The organism is Campylobacter volucris, assembly GCF_008245045.1.
GTDB classification, from domain to species: domain Bacteria; phylum Campylobacterota; class Campylobacteria; order Campylobacterales; family Campylobacteraceae; genus Campylobacter_D; species Campylobacter_D volucris.
Map to the genome: position 1 here is coordinate 981,701 of NZ_CP043428.1, position 23,003 is coordinate 1,004,703.

25 protein-coding genes are annotated in these 23,003 nt (G+C 28.4%); 18 read left to right on the plus strand and 7 right to left on the minus strand.

Annotated elements, in window-relative coordinates:
* Positions 1-4: 4 nt before the first annotated feature.
* The 4 genes from CVOLT_RS05170 to yajC are packed head-to-tail and all read right to left on the minus strand — an operon-like array spanning position 5 to position 3,170.
* Entirely contained in the window at positions 5-349 is a 345-nt protein-coding gene (locus CVOLT_RS05170; protein ID WP_039665752.1) for a DUF6394 family protein, read from the minus strand.
* A gap of 1 nt (position 350) precedes the next feature.
* Positions 351-1,322: a protein translocase subunit SecF gene (secF, locus tag CVOLT_RS05175; RefSeq protein WP_039665753.1), complete on the minus strand. Its 972-nt coding sequence runs from the start codon at positions 1,320-1,322 to the stop codon at positions 351-353.
* The gene (gene secD / locus CVOLT_RS05180) at positions 1,322-2,902 is read right to left on the minus strand and encodes a protein translocase subunit SecD (protein WP_039665754.1); all 1,581 of its coding nucleotides are present in this window, start codon (positions 2,900-2,902) and stop codon (positions 1,322-1,324) included. The genes secF and secD overlap by 1 nt, the downstream gene beginning before the upstream one ends.
* Entirely contained in the window at positions 2,895-3,170 is a 276-nt protein-coding gene (gene yajC / locus CVOLT_RS05185) for a preprotein translocase subunit YajC (RefSeq protein ID WP_039665755.1), read from the minus strand. Before yajC ends, secD begins: the two co-directional genes overlap by 8 nt.
* Here yajC and CVOLT_RS05190 point away from each other — a divergent pair.
* A complete protein-coding gene (locus CVOLT_RS05190) occupies positions 3,140-4,453 on the plus strand; it encodes an apolipoprotein N-acyltransferase (protein WP_039665756.1) in 1,314 nt (437 codons plus the stop codon). The genes yajC and CVOLT_RS05190 overlap by 31 nt on opposite strands.
* A 16-nt stretch (positions 4,454-4,469) precedes the next feature.
* Here CVOLT_RS05190 and metK read toward each other — a convergent pair whose 3' ends face one another.
* Complete coding sequence (gene metK, locus CVOLT_RS05195; protein ID WP_039665757.1) at positions 4,470-5,663, minus strand: methionine adenosyltransferase; 1,194 nt, start codon at positions 5,661-5,663, stop codon at positions 4,470-4,472.
* Between the two features lie 132 nt (positions 5,664-5,795).
* Between metK and sstT the strand changes: the two genes are divergently transcribed.
* The 17 genes from sstT to CVOLT_RS05280 all read left to right on the plus strand — a co-directional run bounded on the left by sstT (position 5,796) and on the right by CVOLT_RS05280 (position 21,154).
* On the plus strand, positions 5,796-7,022 hold the full coding sequence (gene sstT, locus CVOLT_RS05200) for a serine/threonine transporter SstT (RefSeq protein ID WP_039665758.1): 1,227 nt from the start codon (positions 5,796-5,798) through the stop codon (positions 7,020-7,022).
* A 9-nt stretch (positions 7,023-7,031) separates the two neighbouring features.
* A complete protein-coding gene (locus CVOLT_RS05205; protein ID WP_039665759.1) occupies positions 7,032-7,910 on the plus strand; it encodes an aspartate carbamoyltransferase catalytic subunit in 879 nt (292 codons plus the stop codon).
* Positions 7,911-7,913: 3 nt separating this feature from the next.
* A complete protein-coding gene (locus CVOLT_RS05210) occupies positions 7,914-9,638 on the plus strand; it encodes a M3 family oligoendopeptidase (protein WP_039665760.1) in 1,725 nt (574 codons plus the stop codon).
* Positions 9,628-10,074: a hypothetical protein gene (locus tag CVOLT_RS05215; protein WP_039665761.1), complete on the plus strand. Its 447-nt coding sequence runs from the start codon at positions 9,628-9,630 to the stop codon at positions 10,072-10,074. The genes CVOLT_RS05210 and CVOLT_RS05215 overlap by 11 nt, the downstream gene beginning before the upstream one ends.
* The gene (locus CVOLT_RS05220) at positions 10,071-12,134 is read left to right on the plus strand and encodes a UvrD/REP family helicase (protein WP_039665762.1); all 2,064 of its coding nucleotides are present in this window, start codon (positions 10,071-10,073) and stop codon (positions 12,132-12,134) included. Before CVOLT_RS05215 ends, CVOLT_RS05220 begins: the two co-directional genes overlap by 4 nt.
* Positions 12,131-12,949 carry a tRNA pseudouridine(55) synthase TruB gene (gene truB, locus CVOLT_RS05225; RefSeq protein WP_039665763.1) on the plus strand — a complete coding sequence of 273 codons (819 nt, stop codon included), beginning with the start codon at positions 12,131-12,133 and terminating at the stop codon, positions 12,947-12,949. Before CVOLT_RS05220 ends, truB begins: the two co-directional genes overlap by 4 nt.
* Positions 12,943-13,170 carry a carbon storage regulator CsrA gene (gene csrA / locus CVOLT_RS05230; RefSeq protein WP_039665764.1) on the plus strand — a complete coding sequence of 76 codons (228 nt, stop codon included), beginning with the start codon at positions 12,943-12,945 and terminating at the stop codon, positions 13,168-13,170. Before truB ends, csrA begins: the two co-directional genes overlap by 7 nt.
* Positions 13,167-13,922, plus strand: coding sequence for a 4-(cytidine 5'-diphospho)-2-C-methyl-D-erythritol kinase (locus tag CVOLT_RS05235; RefSeq protein WP_039665765.1), 756 nt, complete (start codon positions 13,167-13,169; stop codon positions 13,920-13,922). The genes csrA and CVOLT_RS05235 overlap by 4 nt, the downstream gene beginning before the upstream one ends.
* The gene (gene smpB, locus CVOLT_RS05240) at positions 13,923-14,375 is read left to right on the plus strand and encodes an SsrA-binding protein SmpB (RefSeq protein ID WP_039665766.1); all 453 of its coding nucleotides are present in this window, start codon (positions 13,923-13,925) and stop codon (positions 14,373-14,375) included.
* 18 nt (positions 14,376-14,393) lie between these two features.
* The gene (locus CVOLT_RS05245; protein WP_039665767.1) at positions 14,394-15,011 is read left to right on the plus strand and encodes a TlpA family protein disulfide reductase; all 618 of its coding nucleotides are present in this window, start codon (positions 14,394-14,396) and stop codon (positions 15,009-15,011) included.
* The gene (locus tag CVOLT_RS05250; RefSeq protein ID WP_039665768.1) at positions 14,995-15,288 is read left to right on the plus strand and encodes an ATP-dependent Clp protease adaptor ClpS; all 294 of its coding nucleotides are present in this window, start codon (positions 14,995-14,997) and stop codon (positions 15,286-15,288) included. Before CVOLT_RS05245 ends, CVOLT_RS05250 begins: the two co-directional genes overlap by 17 nt.
* The gene (locus tag CVOLT_RS05255; RefSeq protein WP_039665769.1) at positions 15,285-17,414 is read left to right on the plus strand and encodes an ATP-dependent ClpAP protease, ATP-binding subunit ClpA; all 2,130 of its coding nucleotides are present in this window, start codon (positions 15,285-15,287) and stop codon (positions 17,412-17,414) included. The genes CVOLT_RS05250 and CVOLT_RS05255 overlap by 4 nt, the downstream gene beginning before the upstream one ends.
* Complete coding sequence (gene aat, locus CVOLT_RS05260; RefSeq protein WP_039665770.1) at positions 17,389-18,030, plus strand: leucyl/phenylalanyl-tRNA--protein transferase; 642 nt, start codon at positions 17,389-17,391, stop codon at positions 18,028-18,030. The genes CVOLT_RS05255 and aat overlap by 26 nt, the downstream gene beginning before the upstream one ends.
* Positions 18,031-18,119: 89 nt before the next feature.
* The gene (flgB, locus tag CVOLT_RS05265) at positions 18,120-18,551 is read left to right on the plus strand and encodes a flagellar basal body rod protein FlgB (protein WP_039665771.1); all 432 of its coding nucleotides are present in this window, start codon (positions 18,120-18,122) and stop codon (positions 18,549-18,551) included.
* A gap of 10 nt (positions 18,552-18,561) precedes the next feature.
* On the plus strand, positions 18,562-19,056 hold the full coding sequence (gene flgC, locus CVOLT_RS05270) for a flagellar basal body rod protein FlgC (RefSeq protein WP_039665772.1): 495 nt from the start codon (positions 18,562-18,564) through the stop codon (positions 19,054-19,056).
* A 10-nt stretch (positions 19,057-19,066) separates the two neighbouring features.
* On the plus strand, positions 19,067-19,357 hold the full coding sequence (gene fliE / locus CVOLT_RS05275) for a flagellar hook-basal body complex protein FliE (protein WP_084059239.1): 291 nt from the start codon (positions 19,067-19,069) through the stop codon (positions 19,355-19,357).
* A gap of 3 nt (positions 19,358-19,360) precedes the next feature.
* Entirely contained in the window at positions 19,361-21,154 is a 1,794-nt protein-coding gene (locus CVOLT_RS05280) for a cell division protein FtsI/penicillin-binding protein (protein WP_039665774.1), read from the plus strand.
* Here the strand turns inward: CVOLT_RS05280 and hemH are convergent.
* Complete coding sequence (gene hemH / locus CVOLT_RS05285) at positions 21,151-22,056, minus strand: ferrochelatase (RefSeq protein WP_039665775.1); 906 nt, start codon at positions 22,054-22,056, stop codon at positions 21,151-21,153. The genes CVOLT_RS05280 and hemH overlap by 4 nt on opposite strands.
* 79 nt (positions 22,057-22,135) lie before the next feature.
* Complete coding sequence (locus CVOLT_RS05290; RefSeq protein ID WP_039665776.1) at positions 22,136-23,002, minus strand: Gfo/Idh/MocA family protein; 867 nt, start codon at positions 23,000-23,002, stop codon at positions 22,136-22,138.
* Position 23,003 lies beyond the last annotated feature (1 nt).

Below are 23,003 nucleotides of genomic sequence, written 5' to 3' on the forward strand. Positions count from 1 at the left end.
TCTCCTAATTATCATCCTCTATATTTTTAACAGAATCTACTATAACTAAAATCATAGAAAATATATTAGCCAATAATGCGCCTATTGCCAAAGTATAAACCATAACACTTGCTTCTGGATTGATTTGAGTTAATGCAAAAGCTGGGATTAGATGCAAATCTGCAACCAAAGAACTAGCAAATAATTCTGCTGCTAAAAAATTCCTAACTCCAATTTTTAATAAAGTAGAAATCAAATTCACACAAGCTGCAACAAACAATGCAACATCATTTTGATCATATAAAAAACCTGCTATTGTTGTTAGGCTCATTAGAGCAAAAAATATATAAATAACCTTACCCCAATTCATCTTAAACCGTTCCTTTTTCATACATAGATCTTAGTTTTTCCTTCTCTTGTTTTTTTTTGATTTTCTCTAATTCTTTTTGACGGTACTGCGCAACACTAAATTTAAACCATAAAAGTGCTGGACTTGCTACAAATATAGAGCTAGCAGTTCCTGCTACAATACCTACTATCATAGTTAATGCAAAACCTTCTATCATACTTCCACCAAAAAAATACAAAACTACAACCGTGATCAAAGTCAAACCTGTAGTAAGTGTTGTTCTTGATAAAGTTGCAGATACTGATTCATTTATAATCAAATCAAGTTTTGAATTTTTACTTGTCTTAATACCTTCTCTAATTCTATCAAAAATAATAATAGTATCATTTAAAGAATATCCAAGCACTGTTAAGACTGCTGCTAAAATATCTAAATTTACATCTATTTCAAATAATGCTATAGCACCCAAAGTAATCACAATATCATGAATTTCACAAACTATTGAAGCCATTGCAAAACGCCATTCAAACCGAATGGCAAGATAAATTAATATAGCAATTAAAGAAATACCTACTGCCATTAAACCTTTGTTTCTTAATTCATCTCCAACTTTTGGTCCCACTACATCCACACGACGCACTTCAAATTTACCCGTATCTTGCAATAAATTCGCTATGCTAAGCCCAATATCAGAACCCAAACTATCGCTGCTTCCAGAAAAACGAATGATTATTTCATTTTCGCTGCCAAATTCAGTGACGCTTGCACCTTTTAACGCTTCATTGTTAGATAATGCTTGTCTAATATCTGCAATAGGAGCTTTTTGTTCATATTGTAATTGGACTAATGTTCCACCGGTAAAATCTATACCAAAATTTAATCCTTTGGTAAATAAAATAAAAATTGAACCAAAAAATAAAATAAAAGATATAGAGATTGCCCCAAATCTCATTTTCATAAAATCATAAACATGCTTTTGACTAAAAAATTGCATCAAGGTCTCCTATATCCAAACCACAATCTTGTATTATTACTTTTTTCCATTCGGTTCATAAACATTTCAAACATTCCATGAGTTCCTACGATAGAAGTAATCATTGAAACCAAAATTCCTATGCTTAAAGTTACCGCAAAACCTTTTACAGCACCAGTTCCATATGCATATAAAACTATAGAAGTAATAAGCGAGGTAATATTTGCATCCAAAATAGCACTTATTGCATGTTTGTATCCACCTTCTACGCTTTGCCTTATACTTAAACCTTCTCTTAACAATTCTCTTATTCTTTCATTGATGATAACATTAGAATCTACTGCCATTCCTACTGTTAAAACAAGTCCAGCCATGCCAGGTAAAGTAAGCGTAGCTCCAAACATTGCCATCACTGCAATAATCATCAAAATATTTGCAACCAAAGCAATATTGGCAAAAATTCCTGCTATACCATAATACATAACCATAAAAGCTATCACTAAAATAGAAGCTCCAGTTAAAGCGATCATGCTCATTTTTATACTATCAGCTCCTAAAGATGGCCCAACACTTCTTTTTTCAAGCATTTTCACAGGAGCCAAAAGCGCACCACTTCTTAAAGCAATAGCCACATCATGTGCTTCTTCTACAGTAAAACTACCACTAATTTGGCCGCTACCACCGCCTATTCTTTCATTGATTCTTGGAGCTGAATATACCTTATTATCCAAAACTATAGCTAAGCGTTTTCCTACATTATTTCCCGTATAATCTCCAAATTTTTTAGCACCTTCTGAATTTAAAGTAAAATTAATAACAGGCAAATTATTGCTTTGTCCAAAACCTACTTTTGCATCCGTTAACATAGAACCATCAAGAATTGGGATGGATTTAACAAGATATTTTATTTGTGGATTTTTAGCATCTTCTATAATCAAATCTCCATATTCAGCTGCTTGTGCTGGAGTAAGATTATTTACTTGATCCATTCTTACATCATCTACTTCCATTAATTGCAAATGCGCAGCTTTTGCAATAAGCTCTCTAGCTCTTGCTTCATCTGCAGCTGTTTTGATACCTGGAAGTTCGACTAAAATTTTATCTTCTCCTGATCTTGCAACATTTGGCTCTGCAAGGCCAAACTGATCAAGTCTATTTCTAATAGTCTCAACAGCTTGCAATATAGCTTGTTCATGAGTAAGCTTAATTTCTTCTTGGGTTAAAGATATTTTATAATGAAAATTTTGATGATTGATTGCCAAACCCTTAATATCTTTTAATAATAAGTCAATTTTAGGGACATCATTTTCATCTAAAAGAGAAAATTCTATACTATCATCATTAATCTTAATTTTATCAACAATAATATCTTCTTTATTGATAGAATAACTAAGCGAAGAAGCAATTGATTTAATTTTAGATTTAACTGCTTCATCGACTTCAACGCCTAATAACATATACAAACCACCTTGCAAATCAAGGCCTAAATTTATCTTAGCTCCATTTTGGGTTTGCATAAAAGAAGGTATAGAAAAAATTAATCCTACAAGAAAAACTATAAGAAAAATAATACTTCTATAAGTAATTTTTCCACTACGCATCAATTTTCTTTGCTATAAAATCTCTAGAAATTTTAACAATTACATTTTCATCATTAAGCTTAACTTTGATAAAATCCTCTTCTGGTTTTACCACTTCACAGATTATCCCACCGCTAGTGATGATTTTATCACCTTTTTCTAAAGATGAAACCATTAGCTTGTGATCTTTTGCTTGTTTTTGTTGTGGTCTAATAACCAAAAAATAAAAAATTGCAAAAAGTACAACGAGAGGCAACAATGAAGTCCAAATATTTCCGTTTTCTGCCATTTCTTCCCCTTTTTTTAAAATTCATAAACTCTAATTCTACCATTTTTAAAATAATAAAAGCCTTTTTTTCTGCGCTTTTAATTTCAAATTGTATTTATTTTTCTTTTTTTGAAAATTTATTTTTAGAATTTATTAGTCCTTTTTTGAGTATTTATGGATTAGTGTTACTACTAAGAAGTAAAAATAAAATGTCTTACTTTTTCACCGGATTTTTCATAGGAATTTTGTGGTTTTGGTGGATTGGCTTATCTTCAATTTATTTTAATCTTTCATATTTAATTCCAATTGAGATTTTAATTATTGGAATTGTCTATGGTTTTTTATTTTTCATATGTTATTTTTTAAAATTTGATTTTTTAAGACTTTGTGGAATATTTTTATTAAGTTTTATACACCCACTTGGTTTTGATTGGTTAAATTGGGGAATTTTGAGCGTTTATGGTATTTTCGAAGCAAGCTACAAAGGGGTGATTGTCATATTTTTAATAGCTTATTTTTACTATGAAGGATATATTTCAAGATATTATAAAATGGCTATTATTTTAATACTTATTTTAATAGGTGCTCAATATGAACAAAAATATGCTCAAGATTTAAATTTAAATTATAAATTAGTGCAAACTAATATTTCTCAAGATCAAAAATTTATTCAAGAAAATTTACAAGCACATTCTAATATGATTATCGATGAAATTTTAGAAGCTATAAAAGAAAAAAAAGAACTAATTATTTTTCCAGAAACAGCATTTGCATTTGCGCTAAATAAAAGTCCATATTACATACAAGCATTAAAAGAATTATCACATAAAATCATCATTATAGTAGGAGCAATTAGCACAACTGCTACTAATACCTACAACAGTACTTATGTTTTTAACAATGGTGATATAGAAATTTTTAACAAATACTATCTAGTTCCTTTTGGTGAAGAAATTCCTATTTTTAAAAATTTCTTTAAGAAATATTTTTACAATTTGGATGAATTTTCAAAAGGTGAAAAACTAAATCAATACACTCTAAATAATCAAATCATAACTAATGCAATATGCTATGAAGCAACAAAAGAAAAACTATATCAAAATTCTAATATCGTTATAGCCATATCAAATAATGCTTGGTTTAATCACTCAAGTCAATATAAACTTCAAAATCTTTTATTAAAATTTTATGCAAATAATTATAATGTAAATATTTACCATGCAACAAATGGAAAAGAAAGTATGGTGGTTAAACCTAAAGAAATATTACTATTAAAAATAAAAGAAAAATTTTTAAACAAATGAAGCCTAAGGCTTCATTTTATAAAGATTTAAATTCATCCACTGCATCAAGTTTTTCCCAAGGATAATCAGCTTGTCCTACTTGACCACGAGCAGCAACATTTGCATATAAAAATGTATCTTTACTTGGTTTATCAAGATTAAATTTATTTTTAATCCAATTTGGAGTTAGTGGGAAAGTTTTCATTACAAAATCACTTAAAATATCATCATTTAATCTGGTATTTGTACCCATACAATCAACACTCACTGAAGTTGGTTTTGCAACACCTATAGCATATGAAAGTTGAACTATACATTTTTTAGCAAGCCCTGCTGCTACTATATTTTTAGCAAGCCATCTTGCAGCATACAATCCACTTCTATCAACCTTTGTATAATCTTTGCTAGATTGTGCTCCACCGCCTATTGGAGCATATCCACCAAAACTATCTACTATAAGCTTTCTTCCTGTTAAACCACTATCGTGTAAAGAGCTGTGATTTACATATTTTCCAGTTGGATTTATCAAAATTCTTGTTTTTTCTGGACAAAAAAGCTCTTTTGGTAAATTTGTATCTAAAATTAACTTCATCACCAAAGCTCTTAAATCTTCTATTTTCATGCTTTCTACGCAAGGAGCTGAAACTACTATAGTATGAATACTTTGAGGTTTGCAGTTTTCAAAATTTTCTTTAGTTACATAATCAATAGTAACTTGAGTTTTAATATCTACCCCAAGCTCGTGAGGATTTTTTTTAGCATATGCATAAACTTTATCACAAAGCATTCTTGCATAAGATATTGCAGCTGGCATATATTCATTTGCTTCATTGCTTGCAAAACCAAACATTATACCTTGATCTCCTGCTCCTATTTCTCCATCTTCTTGATCAACACCTTGATTTATATCAGGACTTTGTTCATTTAAAAAAACCATCACATCTAAATCATCAGGATGTAAGCATTGTTTTTTACTAAAATGTGGATGACCATCATATCCAATTTCTGCTAAAGCTTTTTTAACTATATTTTCATAATCTTTTTTTTCTAATTTGTGTTTAGATTTAATTTCTCCACCAATTACAACCTTATTACCCGCAACAAAAACCTCACTTGCAACCCTAGAATCTTTGTCATTTTCTAAAAAAGCATCAACTATAGAATCAGCTATAATATCAGCGCATTTATCAGGATGACCAGCACTAACAACCTCTGAAGTAAATAAATACATTGTTTTCCTTATAAAAATTTCAATTTCACAAAGCATTTATTTTAACAAAGTTTAACTTAAAAATCAAAAACTTTAAGCTTTACTTTGATAGAATAAACTATATTCAAGTAAACAAAACAACAAAGGTTTTAAATGAATTTATTCTCTTGTATAATCAAGCGCTATAAAGATGGAAATTTAATTTTACAAATTTGTATAGGTATAATTTTAGGAATAATAATTGGTTTAATATCAAAAGATTTAGCTGTTTTTGCAAGTATATTTGGAAATTTATTCACAGGAGCTTTAAAAGCTATTGCTCCAATTTTAGTATTTATTTTAATCTTAACCACAATTTGCACCAAAGAATTCAATCATGGAAGTTCTAAAATCAAACATATTATTTTATTGTATATTTTTGGTACTTTTTTAGCTTCATTAAGTGCTGTTAGTATTAGTTTTATTTTTCCTGTTGAACTTGTATTAACTGATATTCAAAAAGCTTCTAGCTCTACTCCAGCTAATATCAATGAAGTTTTTAAAACTTTGTTATTTCAAATGGTGGATAATCCTATACATGCTTTATCTTCTGGAAATTATTTAAGTATTTTAGTTTGGGCTATAGGTGGAGGTTTTGCTCTAAGACATTGTTCTAATCAAGCCAAACAAATTTTTACAGACATAAACGAAGGAGTTTTAAAAATAGTTAAATTTATAGTCAAACTTGCTCCTTTTGGGATATTTGGACTTGTTGCTAATTCTGTAGCTCAAACTGGAGCAGATGGTTTGTTAAGTTATGTAAAATTACTTATTGTTTTAGTAGCAACTATGTTTTTTGTTGCTTTTGTGATTAATGCTTTAATTGTATTTTTATATACTAAAAAAAATCCTTATCCTTTAATTTTTATTTGTCTAAAACATAGCGCTGTATTTGCATTTTTTACTAGGAGTTCTGCTGCAAATATACCTGTAAATATGGCACTTTGCTCTAAATTAAATATCAACAATAGTCTTTATAGTATCTCCATTCCTTTAGGAGCTACTATTAATATGGCTGGAGCAGCTGTTACTATAGCCATATTAAGCTTAGCTGCAGCTCATACTGTGGGTATTGAAATAAATTTTTTACAGGCTATTTTATTAAGTATTTTAGCAACTTTTGCAGCATGTGGTGCTAGTGGAGTAGCTGGAGGATCACTTCTTTTGATACCTCTTGCTTGTTCATTATTTAATATTGATTATAATATTGCCATGCAAGTAGTTGCTGTTGGATTTATCATAGGAGTCATTCAAGATAGCGTAGAAACTGCTCTTAATAGCTCTACAGATGTTTTATTTAGCGCTATTTGTTCTGATAATGAGCTTAATTTAAAAATTTAAGGAGTTCTCATGAGGCATTTAATCACCACAAAAGATTTCAGCAATGATGAAATTTTAGAACTTTTTAAATATACTAAAGAATATTTAGACGAAAAAGAACGCAATGATTTAAAAGGCAAAAGCGTTACAACTATATTTTTTGAAAATTCTACACGAACCCAATCAAGCTTTGAAACAGCTGCAAGAAGATTAGGAGCAAAGGTATTAAAACTAGATGTTTCAAGAAGTAGTTCTAGCAAAGGTGAAACTCTTTTTGATACAGCAGCAAATCTTGATGCCATGGCTCCTAGTGCAATAATAATAAGACATAAAAATTCAGGAGTACCCCATACTCTTGCAAACTATACTCATTGTCCTATTATAAATGGAGGAGATGGAAAACACGCTCATCCAACCCAAGCTTTGCTTGATCTTTTTACCATAATGGAACATTTTAATTATGATGTTATTGGAAAAAAAATTGCCATAATTGGAGATATTAAAAATTCCAGAGTTGCAGCTTCAAATTTAGAATTACTTCCTAGATTTGGTATAGATATTTCTTTGGTCGCTCCACCTCATTTTATGCCAAATTATCCTATAAAAAAATTTTATAAATTAAAAGATGTAATTGATGATGTTGATATTATTATGAGTCTTAGAACTCAAACTGAAAGACACAATGTCCCAACTTATGCTTCATTGCAAGATTATGCTAATGATTTTTGTATTACCAAAGAGCTTATAAAAGATAAAAATATTATCATTTTACACCCTGGACCTGTGCATCGTAATATTGACATTAGCGATGAAGTCATGGTCGATAAACGCTCAAAAGTTCTTGCGCAAGTAAAAAATGGAGTTGCTATAAGAATGGCTGTATTAAAAAAATTAATTTTAGAAAGATAAACTATGCAAAATTGGGATTTAAATGTTTTATTTAAAAACGAACAAGAATTAAATTTATATCTAAATCAAGCAAACAAAGAAGCACAAATTTTTAGACAAGCTTACGAAAATAAACTTTCTACCTTAAATAATGAAAATTTTTTAGCAAGTTTGCAAGAATATGAAAATTTAATTTTAAAAATTTCTCATATTTTAACTTTTGCTTATTTAAATTTTGCCCAAGATACCACCAAAGGTTCATTTTATGCTAAATATGAAAATTTATGCAAAAAAATAGAAGAAAATCTGCTTTTTTTTGAATTAGAATTTTGCCAATTAGACGAAGAAATAAATCAAAAATTTATAGAATTTTGCAAAGATTATGCTTTTTATCTAAACAATCTTATCAAGCATAAAAAACACAATCTTTCTCAAAAAGAAGAAAGAATTATATTGCGTTTATCAAACACTGGAGCTAGTGCTTTTTCAAGATTATTTGATGAAACCTTTAGTGCGTTAAAATTTAAATTTGAAGGCAAAAAACTTAGCGAAGAAGAAATTTTAAGTAAGCTTTATGATGCTGATAAAAGCATTAGAAAAAAAGCTGCAAAAAGTTTTAGCAAAGTCTTAAAAAAACAAAACAAACTTTTAGTTTATATATTTAATATGATCAAAACTGAGCTTGCAAGTATTTGCGAATTAAGATCTTATGAAAACCCTGAAACTCCAAGACACATTAAAAACCAAATTTCAAAAAAAAGCGTTGATGCTCTTATTATGACGGCTGAAAATTCTTTTGATTTGGTTGCTAAATTTTATAATGCTAAGAAAAAAATTCTTGGCTATGCAAAGTTAAAAGATTATGATAGATACGCTCCAATAGGCAAAGACATGAGCGTAGAATTTGATAAAGCAAAAGATATAATATTAAAAGCTTTCAATGGATTTTCTCCGGTATTTTATAATATTGCCAATAAAGCTTTTAACGAAGGATGGATTGATGTTTATCCAAAAGAATTTAAACAAAGTGGAGCTTTTTCTCACTCAAGCACCCCACTAAGCCATCCTTATATATTGCTAAATTACACCAATCAAAGACGCGATCTTTTTACCTTAGCTCATGAGCTTGGACACAGCATTCATCAACAACTTTCTTATAAAGTTAGTTTTTTAAATCAAGATACACCACTAACCACAGCTGAAACTGCGTCTGTATTTGCTGAAATGCTAATTTTTGATTACATAAAAGACAATTTAAACAAAGAAGAGCTTTTGTCTTTATACGCAGCAAAGATTGAAGATATTTTTGCTACCTTATATAGACAGATTAATTTTACTACCTTTGAAAGAAGATTTCATGCTACCCAAGGGGAGCTAAGCGCAGAAGAATTAAGTAAAATTTGGATAGAAGAATCTCAAAAAATGTTTAAAGATAGCATTGAGTTAAGCAAAAATTATGCTTTGTGGTATTCTTATATACCTCATTTTATCCATTCTCCATTTTACTGCTATGCTTATGCTTATGCTCAGCTTTTAGTACTTGCTTTGTATGGTTTATATAAAAGTAAAAAATGTGAAAATTTTGTTGAACTTTACATCGAATTTTTAAGTAGTGGTGGTAGTAAAAGTCCAAAAGAATTAGTGTCTATGTTTGGTTTTGATATAGAAAGTGATGAATTTTGGAATATAGGCTTAGAACAAGTTAAAATTTTAGTGGATGAATTCTTAAGGTTAAGCGATGATAGATAAAATTTTAAACGATAAAAACTTTATTAATTTAATGGAAAAAAGTATATATGAATGTTTGCAAATTTTAATTGCCCAAGATATAGAATTTAGCATACTTGTAAATACAAAATTTGTGACTTTAGAGCCTCCTTTACCGCAAGAACTTGATGTAGTGAGTAAAAATCCATATTGTGTTTTTGCATTAGGAGGATACACTTTTAAATCCATAGTTTTAAACAAAGAAAATATGGAATTTCATGCAGGATTTGGACCGGATGATTTTGCTACTTTTGTTAAGGTTGATTTAGGTGCGATAGCTCAAATTCAAGTAGAAGATAATATCATTTTTGTAAATTTTTCTAATTATTTTAAAAAGAAAAACGAAAACAAACTTAAAGAAAAATCCATGAATGCTTTTTTAAATAATCCACAAAACAAAGATTTGCTAAAAAAATGAATTTATTAGAAGGCTTAAACCAAAGTCAAAAGGAAGCTGTATTGCACATAGATGGTGCCATGCTAATACTTGCAGGCGCTGGAAGTGGTAAAACAAAAACAATTACAACTAGACTTGCTTATTTGATTGATCAAGTAGGAATTCCAGCCCATCACACTCTCACACTCACTTTTACAAATAAAGCTGCTAATGTAATGAAAAATAGAGCTTTAGCTTTAATTAAAAATGAAAATTTACAAACTCCCTTACTTTGTACTTTTCATAAATTTGGACTTTTGTTTTTAAGATTGTATAGCGAAAGAATTTCAAGAGCTAATAATTTTGTAATCATAGATAGTGATGATAAGAAAAAAATTTTAAAAGATTTAACTAATGAAAATTTAAAAAACTCATTAGCTACCATAGGAGCTTATATATCTAATTTTAAAAATCAAAGCAAAAGTGCCCAAGAAATTCAAAAAGAGCTTGAATTTTTAAAAGATGAAAAAAGTAAAAATTATGAAGAAATCATCCGCACTTATGAGCAATATGAAAATTTTTTAATACAAAATAATTTTATGGATTTTGATGATTTGTTAATGCTCACAAATAAAATTTTAGAAGATGAAGAATTTGCTAAAGAACAAAGTAAAAAATATGCTTATATAACCGTGGATGAATACCAAGATACCAATGCTTTACAATATCAAATTTTAAAAAAATTATGTTCAAGTCATGAAAATATCTGTGTGGTTGGAGATGATGATCAAAGTATTTATGGATGGCGCGGGGCTAAAATAGAAAATATCTTAAATTTCCAAGAACAATTTTGCAATGTAAAACTTATCAAATTAGAACAAAATTATCGCTCTACTAATGCCATTTTACAAGCTGCAAACGAACTTATAGAACATAATAGAAAAAGATTAGGTAAAACACTAATTTGCACAAAAGACAAAGGTGAAGAGATAGAAATCTTACAAAATGATGATGAAAAAATAGAAAGTTTTAAAATAGCAAAAGAAGTTTTTAAACTTTTAAAATCTAATATCAACCCAAGCCAAATCGCTATACTTTATAGAGTTAATGCCCTTTCTCGTGCTCTAGAAGAAGCTTTTAGTAAAGAAAAAATTCCTTTTAAATTGCTAAGTGGGATTAGATTTTATGAAAGAGCAGAAATTAAAGATATCATTTCTTATTTAAGATTATTATCTAATTTTAATGATGATTATTCTTTTAAACGCATCATTAATAGGCCTAAAAGAAATTTTGGTAATGCAACTTTGCAAAAATTGCAAGATTACGCTTTGAATAATAATTTATCATTATTTGAAGCGCTTTGTGCTTTAGTTGGTAATGGATTTTTTACTAAAAAAACAGACAATGAAGTAGAAAAATTCATACTAAGTATGCACAAACTCAAAGAAAAAGAAAATTTATTAGAAATCATCACTTCTTTAGAAAATGAATTTAAATTTAAAGAATTTTATAAAGATAATCCCGAAGGAGAAGACAAGCTTCTAAACATAGATGAATTTTATGCAAATTTAAAAGATAAAATTTCTCATGGAAATTATTCCAAATTAGATGATATTTTAAATGAGATTTCATTATTAAACGAACAAGATGGCTTAGATCAAGAAAGTATTTGCATTATGAGTATCCATGCTAGCAAAGGACTTGAATTTGATTATGTGTTTATAGTAGGTTTAGAAGAAGGTTTTTTTCCGCTTACTAGCGAATCAAGCAATATAGAAGAAGAAAGAAGACTTGCTTATGTGGCCATTACAAGGGCGAAAAAGAAGTTGTATTTAAGCTATGCAAATTCAAGATTTTATAAAGGCAGTAGAACAAAACTAGATAAAAGCAGATTTTTAGGTGAAAGCAATGTAATCAAAAAAGAATTAACTCTTGATAATAATCAAAAATCTTACAAAAAAGGTGATTTAATAAAGCATAAAATTTTTGGCATAGGAAGAATTACGAGTGTGAGCAAATTTAAAAATGAAGAAAAATTAACTATAAATTTTGGCGGGATTGAAAGAATGATAATGTCAAGTTTTGTGGAAAAAATCATATGAATAAACTTTTTGTAGCTTATAAACCAAGTGGATTAAGCTCTAATGCTTTTTTAACCAAACTTAAGAAAAAATACAAAAATAAAAAAGCAGGTTTTTCAGGAACTTTAGATCCTTTTGCAAAAGGTGTTTTATTAATCGCTTTTGATCAATATACAAAATTATTTCGATTTTTTAACAAAAGTCCTAAAATTTACAAAGCCACACTTTGGCTTGGAGTGCATTCTAAAAGCTTGGATAATCAAAATATCGAACAAATTTCACTCATAAAAGCCTTTGATCTTTCAAAATTACAAAAAATACAAAATGAACTTTTAGGCAAAATCAATTACACTCCTCCAGCATATTGTGCAAAAAAAATTAATGGCATAAGATCATATGAGCTAGCAAAAAAAGGGCTTCAAAGCAATCTAAAAACAACTCAAATGGAAATTTTTCACTCAAAAATTTTACATTATAATCATCCTTTTTTAACTATGGAAATTTCAGTCAGTGAAGGTGGGTACATTAGATCTTATTGTGAATTATTTGCAAGAAAATTAAATATTAATGCGACTTTAAGTTCCCTAGAAAGACTCAAAGAAGGAGATTTTTTTTATGAAAATGAAAAAGAACTAAATGCATTAGATTATTTAAATCTTAGAAAAAATACGATAAAATACCCACAAAAATTACACAATGGACAAAAAATCTTTTTAGACGATTTAGAAATTCAAGAAGAAGGTTGCTACCTCTTAGAAGAAGCTGATTTTTTTTCTATTATAAATATTAAAAATGATCAAGTAGAGTATTATTTAAATAAGGTTTTAAAATGTTAATTTTATCAAGAAAAGAAAACGAAAGCATACAAATTGGCGATGATATAGAAATAAAAATAGTCCAAACAGGAAAAGGCTATGCTAAAATAGGCATTGAAGCTCCAAAAACTTTAATGATTTTAAGAAAAGAATTAATCGAACAAGTTAAAAGTGAAAATTTACACTCTATTAGTGATGAAAATATCAAACTTGATGATCTAAGCAAAAAGCTTAAAAAATGAGAGCTTACGCAAAGGCTAATATTTTTTTAAAAATTACTGGATTTGATTTAAGATCATACCATTTAATCTCTTCTCGCTTTATACTTTTAAAGCATTTATATGATGAGTTAAGTTTTAGTGATGAAAAATACAAAGATGGTTTTGAAATTATAGGAAATTTTAATCAAGATACCATCATACACAAAGCTTACCAAGAACTTGAAAATTTAGGATTTAAAAACGAACTTGATGAATTTTTTAAACACAAAAGCTTAAAATTAATCAAAAATATCCCCATAGGTGGTGGCCTTGGAGGTAGTAGCACAGATGCTGTGACATTTTTACTTATGATAAACGAAGAATTAAATTTAAAACTATCCAAGCAAAAATTAGAACAAATTTGTCACAATCTAGGATCAGATTTGATATTTTTTTTATATGGCTATGAAAGCGCAAATGTCAGCGGATGTGGAGAGATTATAAAAGAATTTGAAGATGATTTGCCTTTATTAAATTTTGCTTTTCCATCTTTTTCTTGCTCAAGTGCTGAAGTTTATAAAAGTTTTGATGAGCTAAAATATAATTTAGATGAAAATTTACAATTAGCCAAAAAATTCACTCATTTAAAAACCACTCAATTGTTAGAATTTGACAATACCACACTAAATGATTTGTTTGCTCCTTGTGTAAAAATTTATCCTAAAATGCAAGAATTTCTTTCTCAAGGGTATTTTTTAAGTGGAAGTGGAAGCAGTGTTTTTAAGGTTTTATAGATGAAAAAAATCATTGTTAAAAACAAAAAAGCTTTTCATGATTATGAAATTTTAGAGAAATTTGAAGCTGGTATGGTTTTAAAAGGCTCGGAAGTAGTAGCCTTAAGAGCCTTTAGAGCAAATTTAAAAGACTCTTTTGTGCGTATAATCAAAGGAGAAATTTTCTTGCTTAATGCTCATATTTCTCACTTAAACACAACGCATGCTTTTTACAAACACGAAGAAAAAGGAGCAAGAAAGCTTTTAATGCATAAAAAGCAAATTGACAAACTTTTTGGGAAAATCAGCACCCAAGGTTTTACCATTGTGCCAATAGAGCTTTATTTTAATGAAAAAAATAAAGTCAAAGCTTTGATAGCTCTTGCAAAAGGAAAAAATTTACATGATAAAAGAGAAGCTTTAAAGAAAAAACAAGCCGATCTTGAAGCAAGAGCTGCAATGAAAAATTATTAAATTTAAAAAAGGATATTCATGAAAAAAATTATGTATTTATTTTTAGTAAGTATTTTTGGTATTTTAATTAGTGCTTGTTCAAGTCAAACTACCATAGAAGATGAATTTGCATTTAAAGAATTTAAAACAGGTGAAGAAATAACTTTACAAAGTGTAAATGGTGGAGAAAAAACCTTAATTAGAACTGAAAATGGTTTTGCTATCAAAGGTGAAGAAAATAAAATTTTAATGTTTGATTTTTTTGGTACTTTTTGCACTCCTTGCCAAGAAGAAGCACCTCATCTTACTAGCCTATGGCAAAAAAATAAAGAAAATTTTACAATCATAGGACTAAGTCATTTTGAAAATGTAAGCGATCAAGCTGTAAAAGATTTTGCGCTTAATTATGGTGCGTATTATTTTTTAAGTAATTCTAAAGAAAATGATAGAATTGTAGCACAAGCTCTAAAAGACATTAACTATCAAAATATGGAACAATTACCATTTAAAGTAGTTTTAAAAGATGGAAAATATCAAGATTTGACAGATTTTTGGAATAAAAATACAAAAAGTTATGTAAAGTATTATCTTGGAAAAGTTTCAAGCCAAACTATGCAAGAAGATATTGATAGGATACTCAATGAGTCTAAAAAATGAAATTTTAGAACAGCAAAAATTAGCCCAACCAAAGCTATTTAAGGTTTTATTATTAAATGATGATATTACAACTATGGAATTTGTTGTGGATGTTTTGATTAATATTTTTCATCATGATTTTGAAAAAGCAAGTGCAATCATGCTAGAAATTCATCACCAAGGAAGTGGAGTTTGTGGAATTTACACAGAAGAAATTGCACTTAGCAAAAAACAACAAGTTGATATAGCAGCAAAAAATAACAATTTTCCACTCCAAACAAGGATAGAGGAACAATGAAATACCAAGAATCAATCGACTCTTTTATACCTAATGCAAGACATCTTAGCATCATCAATCATCATGAATTTATCACTTGCGAGCATTTGCTTTTTGCTCTTGTTAAGCTTAGTAGTGATTTTAAAAATGTATTAGAAGAAATTGGAGATGGAGAATTAGAAATTTTTGAAAATGAACTAAAAAATTATTTAGCTAAAAACAATGAAGTGTTAAAAAAAGAAATTGAGCCTGTTTTTTCTATCATATTAAATAATATTTTGCAAAATTTAACACAAAAAAATCAAACTAGTGTTTTGGATTTTTTAATCGCCTTAAGTAAAGAAGAAAAAGCTTATTCTTACCATATTTTAAAAAAACACTTAATTGATAAAAATAAATTAAAAGAACTTTTGCAAAATGCTGAATTTGAAAATATAAAAACCCATACAACAGAACTTGTAGAACTAGCTAAACAAGGCAAAATTGATCCTGTAATTGGTAGAAAATTTGAACTTGAAAGAATCATACAAATTCTAAGCAGACGCAAGAAAAATAATCCTATCTTAGTTGGCGAACCTGGCGTTGGAAAAACAGCTGTTGTAGAAGGTCTAGCTTTAGCTATTGCTCAAGAAAAAGTTCCAAATCATTTAAAAAATGCAAAAATTTACACTTTAGATATGGCTAGTTTGCTTTCTGGCACTAAATACAGAGGCGATTTTGAAAAAAGATTAAAAGATATTATCAATGAACTTGAAAAAATTCCAAACGCTATTTTATTTATAGATGAAATTCATACTATAGTTGGCACAGGAGCTAGCAACGAAAGTCATGCTGATATGTCTAATTTATTAAAACCTGCTTTAAGTAATGGCTCTATTAAATGCATCGGAGCTACTACTTTTATAGAATATAAAAATACTTTTGATAAAAACAAAGCGCTAAGTAGAAGATTTGCTAAAATTGACATAGATGAACCAAGCGAAGAAGAATGCTTTTTAATATTACAAGGTTTAAAAAGCAAATATGAAAATTTTCATAAAATCAAGCTTAGTGATGAAATTTTACAAACTAGCATTAAACTAGCCAAACAATTTTTGCATGATAAATTTTTACCCGATAGTGCCATTGATTTAATAGATGAGCTTGGAGCTAGTTTTGCTTTGATTGATAAAAAAACAAAAAAAATTATTAAAACTAAAGATTTAGAAAATACTCTAGCTAGAATGACTCGCTCGCATAAAATTTATGAAAGCGATCAAGGAGTAATTTTAAAAAATTTAGAAAAAAGTCTAAAAGATAATATCTTTGGTCAAGATGAAGCTATTAAAGCTTTATGTTCAGTTTTAAAGCAAAGTTATGCAGGATTAAAAGCTAAAAATACTCCTAGAGGCGTGTTTTTATTTACAGGCTCTAGCGGAGTTGGTAAAACTGAACTTGCTAAGCAATTAGCACAAAATCTAAATTTAAATCTTGAAAGATTTGACATGAGTGAATACGCTCAAAAACATGATGTTAGCAAACTCATAGGGACATCTGCTGGTTATGTAGGATATGAAGATGGGGGTTTGTTAAGCAATAGTGTAAGAAAAAATCCTTTTAGCCTAATTCTTTTTGATGAAATTGAAAAAGCTCATCCTGACTTAACCAATACTTTTTTGCAAATTTTTGACAATGCAAGTTTAACTGATAATAGCGGTTTAAAAGCTGATTTTAAAAATACCATTATTATCATGACTTCTAATTTAGGCTTAAAAGAAATAAACGAATTGGGATTTTTAAGCAATAATCAAGAAAAAAGTAATAAAGCTATTAAAGATTTTTTTACACCTGAATTTATCAATCGCATCGATAAAATCATACATTTTAACGACCTAAATGATGATATTTTAGAACAAATCGTGCAAAAAGAACTTGATTTAATATCATTCAATTTAAAAAATATTAGCATAGAAGCAGATAAAAAAGTGAAAGAATTTATCGCTGCTAAAGCCACTTCAAAAGAATTTGGAGTGAGATTGTTAAAACGCATTATTGCAGATGAAATTGGTGAGAAATTAAGTGATGAGATTTTATTTGGTAAATTAAAAAATGGTGGAAAAGTTAAACTAAAACTTTCTAAAAATGCAAAAATCGAATTTATATTCTAAGCTTTTAAAAAGCCCTGATGATGCACCAGTTTTTATAAGTGATAAACTAGAGGTAGATTTTATACCTTTTGCTTATAGCTTAGGGCTTTTTCCTTGGACAAGTAATCCAGTAACATGGTGGTGTCCATCTCCTAGAATGATACTTTTGCCAGATCAAATTCACATTCAAAAAAGCATCAAAAAAGCTTTAAAAAACTATAAAATCAAACTAGATCAAAATTTTTGTGATTTGATAAAACTTTGTGCTTTGAGAAAAAAAACATGGATATCAAAAGAATTTATTACAATTTATACTCAACTTTTTGAAAAAAATATCGCTCATAGCGTAGAAGTTTATGAAAACGATGAGCTTATAGGCGGATTATACGGGCTTATCATAGGAAAAGTATTTTTTGGAGAAAGTATGATAAGCCTTAAAAAAGATGCTTCTAAAACTGCTTTAATTAAGCTTTGTGAAATTTTAAAACCTTATGATTTTATAATCGATTGTCAAGTTCCTAATGAGCACTTAAAATTTATGGGCGCAAAAGAAATTTACAAAAAAGATTTTTTGAAAATTTTAGAGCAAAAAGTTACCTTTGAAAGTGGTTTTGAAAATTTCAAAAATTTACTATAAAAAGATATAATTAAACCTAAAAATGATTATATATATTTTTGGAATGTTTTTTGCTTTTATTTTTGTAAAGCTTTTAAGAAAGGAAAAATATGATAAGCCCTTTTAAATCAAAAGAACTTATTGTTGATGCACTAGCAGGAAGAAACCTAAGAAGTCAAATGATTAATTCTAACCTTGCAAATGTTGATACTCCTTTTTATAAAGCAAGAGATATTGAATTTGAAACTGCTTTAGTTAATAGAGCAAATGAAATTTTTAAGAAAAAAGATAACAAAGAGCTTGAAATTGCTACTACTCATGAAGGTCATCAAAAGCCTTGGAAATTTCCAGATCCAAATAAATCTACTATTTATTTAAGAGATGGTCATTTAGCAAGAAATGATGCAAATACTGTTGATTTAGATGTTGAAACAACAGAAATGAGTAAAAATACAATGATGATTACAGCTTTAGATGGTGTCTTAAGAAGACAAAGTAATATTTTTTCAACCATCATTGAAACAAGTTCTAAATTAGGCTAGGAGATAAATAATGGCTTATTTAAGTGATTTTGATATTAGCGGATATGGACTTAGCGCTCAGCGTTTTAGAATGAATGTTATTAGCTCAAATATAGCTAATGCAAACACCACTAGAACAGCAGAAGGTGGGCCTTATAGAAGAAGAGAAGTGATTTTTAAAGCAACAAATTTTAATGAAATTTTAAATAAACAAATCGAAAAAAATAATAATTTTTTAGAATATGAAAATCCTTTAAATGATCCAGATGCTCAAAAATATGCAAAACCACCTATAATGAGCGTGGTGGTAGATAAAGTTGTAAGAGATGATAAAGATTTTCGTATGAAATTTGATCCTTCTCATCCTGATGCTAACGAGCAAGGATATGTTGCTTTTCCTAATATCAACCCAGTTATTGAAATGGCTGATTTAATAGAAGCAACAAGAGCATATCAAGCAAATGTTAGTGCATTTACAAGCACTAAAACCATAGCACAAAGTGCTATAGATTTACTAAGAGGTTAAGATGAATACTATAAATAATATCAATCAACTAAACAATACCAATAATAAATCTAATACCAATGCAAACACAAATAATATCGGTGATGAATTTTCAAAATTATTAAAAAATTCCATCAACGATCTTAATAAAAACCAAGAAGTTGCAGAAGCAGCAATGGTAGATATAGCAACAGGTGAAGTAAAAGACTTACACCAAGCAGCTATTGCCATTAGTAAAGCTGAATCAAGTATGAAATTTATGCTCGAAGTTAGAAATAAAGCTATAAACGCATATAAAGAAATTTCAAGAACTCAAATATAATATATGCTCCAAAACACTATTAAAAATAGAGTTTCGAAGGTTGCCTTTGCATTTTGTATGACTCTGTTTTTTATGGTTTTATTTTTACTTTCTACCTTTTTTCTTACCTCTAAACGCCACATTCCTAATACAGAAAAAGAACAATATTTATCAGCTTTAAGGGGGAATATCATTACTAGTGATAATTTTACTATTACTTCTAGTAGGCAAATTTATAGAGCTGAGATTGATTTAAGAAGCCTAAATCCTGACAAAAAAGAACTTTTTTTAAAACTTTTTCAAATTTATAGTGGTGCTAGTGATGAAGAAATGCAAGATATCAAAAAAAGAATGAATGCGAAGAAAAAAAGAAGTTATAGTTTTATACTCTTGCAAAATATTAATTCTAAAAATGCAAGCTATTTAAAAGAACTTGCTAAAAAACTTTACACGCAAGGTTATTTTAAGGCCTTTACAAATAGCAATGGTCGTGTTGAAACAAGAGGGCTTGACATCATCGAGCACAAAGAAGATCGTATTTATATGCCAAAAGATTCCTTAACTCCAGTTGTGGGATACACTAGAACCTATATGGATGAAGAAAGTGAAATTTTTAAAAATACAGGTATCAAGGGCTTAGAAAAATACTACAATGATTGTCTTAATCCTTTACAAAATGCAAAAATACAAGGTTTAAAAGATATAGGTGGTAATATCATTTTAAATTTATATTCTTATGAACAACGCAAAATTAATGGCTGTGATTTATACTTAAATATATCATTAAAACTGCAAAAAAGCTTAGAAAAAGCAATCGATCAAAGAAACGAAGATCTAAAAGCAAATGAAATCATCGTTGGAATTATGGAAAGTAAAAGTGGTAAAATTTTAGCACTTGCTAGCTCAAGAAGATACGATCCTCAAAATCGCGGAAGAGATTTATCTGTATTAAATGCTAGTGCTATTGAGTATGGATATGAAGCAGGTTCAGTTATAAAACCTTTTATATTTACCACCGCACTAATGCTTGATAAAATCAAAACTAATGAAATCATAGATACTAACAAAGGCCAATACAAACTTGGAAGATTTACCATACGCGATGATCATATTAAAAACAAAATGAGCATGGAAGAAGTGATTACTTACTCATCAAATGTGGGCATGATTAAAATCGCTCAAAGACTTAGTAATCTTGAAATCATTTCTGGTCTTAGAATTTTTCGTTTTGGAGAAAAAAGTGGTATAGATTTACCTTATGAGCAAAAAGGAGAAATTCCTAATCCAAAAAGACTAAGAGAGATAGAAAAATCGGTTTTAAGCTATGGCTATGGTCTTAAAACCACTTTCATACAACTTCTAGCTGCTTATAATGTTTTTAACAATGATGGAATTTATATCACACCGCAAATTGCAAATAAATTTTATCAAAATGGTAGATTAGTAAAATTAGACGAAGATATCAAAAAAGATAAAATTCTTTCAAGCAAAGCAGCTAAAGAAATGCAACAAATTCTAATCAATGTTATAGAAAAAGGCACAGGAAAAAAAGCTATCACAGAAGGTATTATCATAGGTGGAAAAACAGGAACAGCAAGGATAGCTGAAAGAAAAGGATATACTTCAAATCGCTACAATGCTTCCTTTTTTGGCTTTGCTAATGATGCAACTCATGCATATACCATAGGAGTTTTAGTAAGAAATCCTACAAAAGCTTATAGCTACTATGCTGCACAAAGTGCTTTACCTATGTTTAAAGATACGGTAAATATTTTGATTAAAGAAAGCTATTTACAACCTATCAAAACCCAAGATTAAATTTTTAAATAATTTAAAATAAATTCTATAAATTCATCGCTATCATTTGGACAAGAAATTAATTCATAATCACATTTTGCTAAATGCTTATACTCCATACCTAATTCAAAAATAGTTTCAGAACAATCTATACAAAAAGATATAGGATAGATCAAAGCTTTTGAATTTAAATTCGCTAAAACATCGCTAGTATTTGGCTCAAGCCATTTTACAGGACCAAGTTTTGATTGATAAGAAAGATAAATTTCATCAAATTCATCTTTTAATTTCTTTTTTAAAATTTCAACATGTTTTACCACATGCTTTTCATATAAATCACCTTTTTTAATGATAGAAAGCGGTAAAGAATGCGCAGAAAAAATCAAAGTCTTATAATCAAAATGGCTTTTTTTCTCTAAAATATGCTTAATAATCATTTGATTATACAAATCATCATTATAAAACACATCCATTACCCTCACACTAGCTTGAATTTTTAATTTTTTTAATTCTTTTTCCATCATTTCCAAAGAAGTACTAACAGTGGTTGTAGAATGATGAGGATACAAAGGAAATAAAATTATTTCATCTTCTTGTTTGAATTCATATTTACTTAAAACATCTAAAGCAAAAGGAGGTACATATAAACTAATAAAATCAAATTTATACTCATTATTTGCTAAATTCAATTTATCACACAAATTTTGAGTTATCTGTGTTAATGGTGATTTACCGCCCATTTTTTCATAATTTTTTCTCATGGCTTTAAGTCTAGATTTTGTTATCATAAAAGCAACAAATTTTCTAAGAAAATTGTTTTTAATGCCTAAAATATAAGGATCATTAAACATATTTTTTAAAAAAACTTCACATTCTTGTAGTTTATTAACTCCACCCATATTTAAAAACAAAACCAATTTCATATAAAAGCCTTTTTATCTTGATAAAATCTAAAATACATCAAATTTCTAATACACTTTTTTGATTTTATTTTTATTAAAATCAAAAATTTTCTAAAATTTCTTGCACCGCATAAGCATCAGCGATAGCAGCCAAATAACTTGGTTTATCTAAAAACAAATCAAGCAAAGCCATATGTTCGCCAAAAAGTGGTGTTTGGATATCAAATTTTAAAGCAACTCCATCTTTACTTAGATAAAAATTTAACAAATCAACTTCATAAAAATGATTTTTACTTACAAGTGAAATTTTTCTTAATCTTTGAGTGCTATTCCAACTTTCATGCGCACAAGCTATAGCACCACTTGTAAATTCGCATAAAATCATGCTTTCATCTTCTCTTATTTTATCTTTATTAAAATATTTTAAAATATTAGCCTTAGTGATTTTTTTACCACTTAAAAAATAAAACAAATCAAGATCATGCACAGCTAAATCTTGCAAAATTCCCACATCGCTAATTCTTTGTGGATAAGATGAAAATCTTTGTATATTTATACTAACAATTTCTTCATTTACAAGTTCTTTTTTTAAAGCTAAAACAGCAGGATTAAATCTTTCGCAAAATCCCACGCTGGTTTTTACATTATATTTATAAGCTAAATTAGAAATTTCTTTTATCTCTTGTAAATTTAATGCTAAAGGTTTTTCGATCAATACACATTTACATTTACAAAAAACTTTTTTTGCTATTTCTAAATGCGATTTAGTAGGAGTTGCTATAATGATGATATCATTATTTTGATTTAAAAATTGCTCTAAATCATCATAAAAAATATCTTCATAAAAGCTTAAATTTGAATTCTTATGAAGATCAAAAAGTGCATTTATTTTAAAATGCTTATTTTTGCTAAGCTCATTTAAATGGTTTTGACCCATTTTTCCAAGGCCTATAATACCTATTTTCATC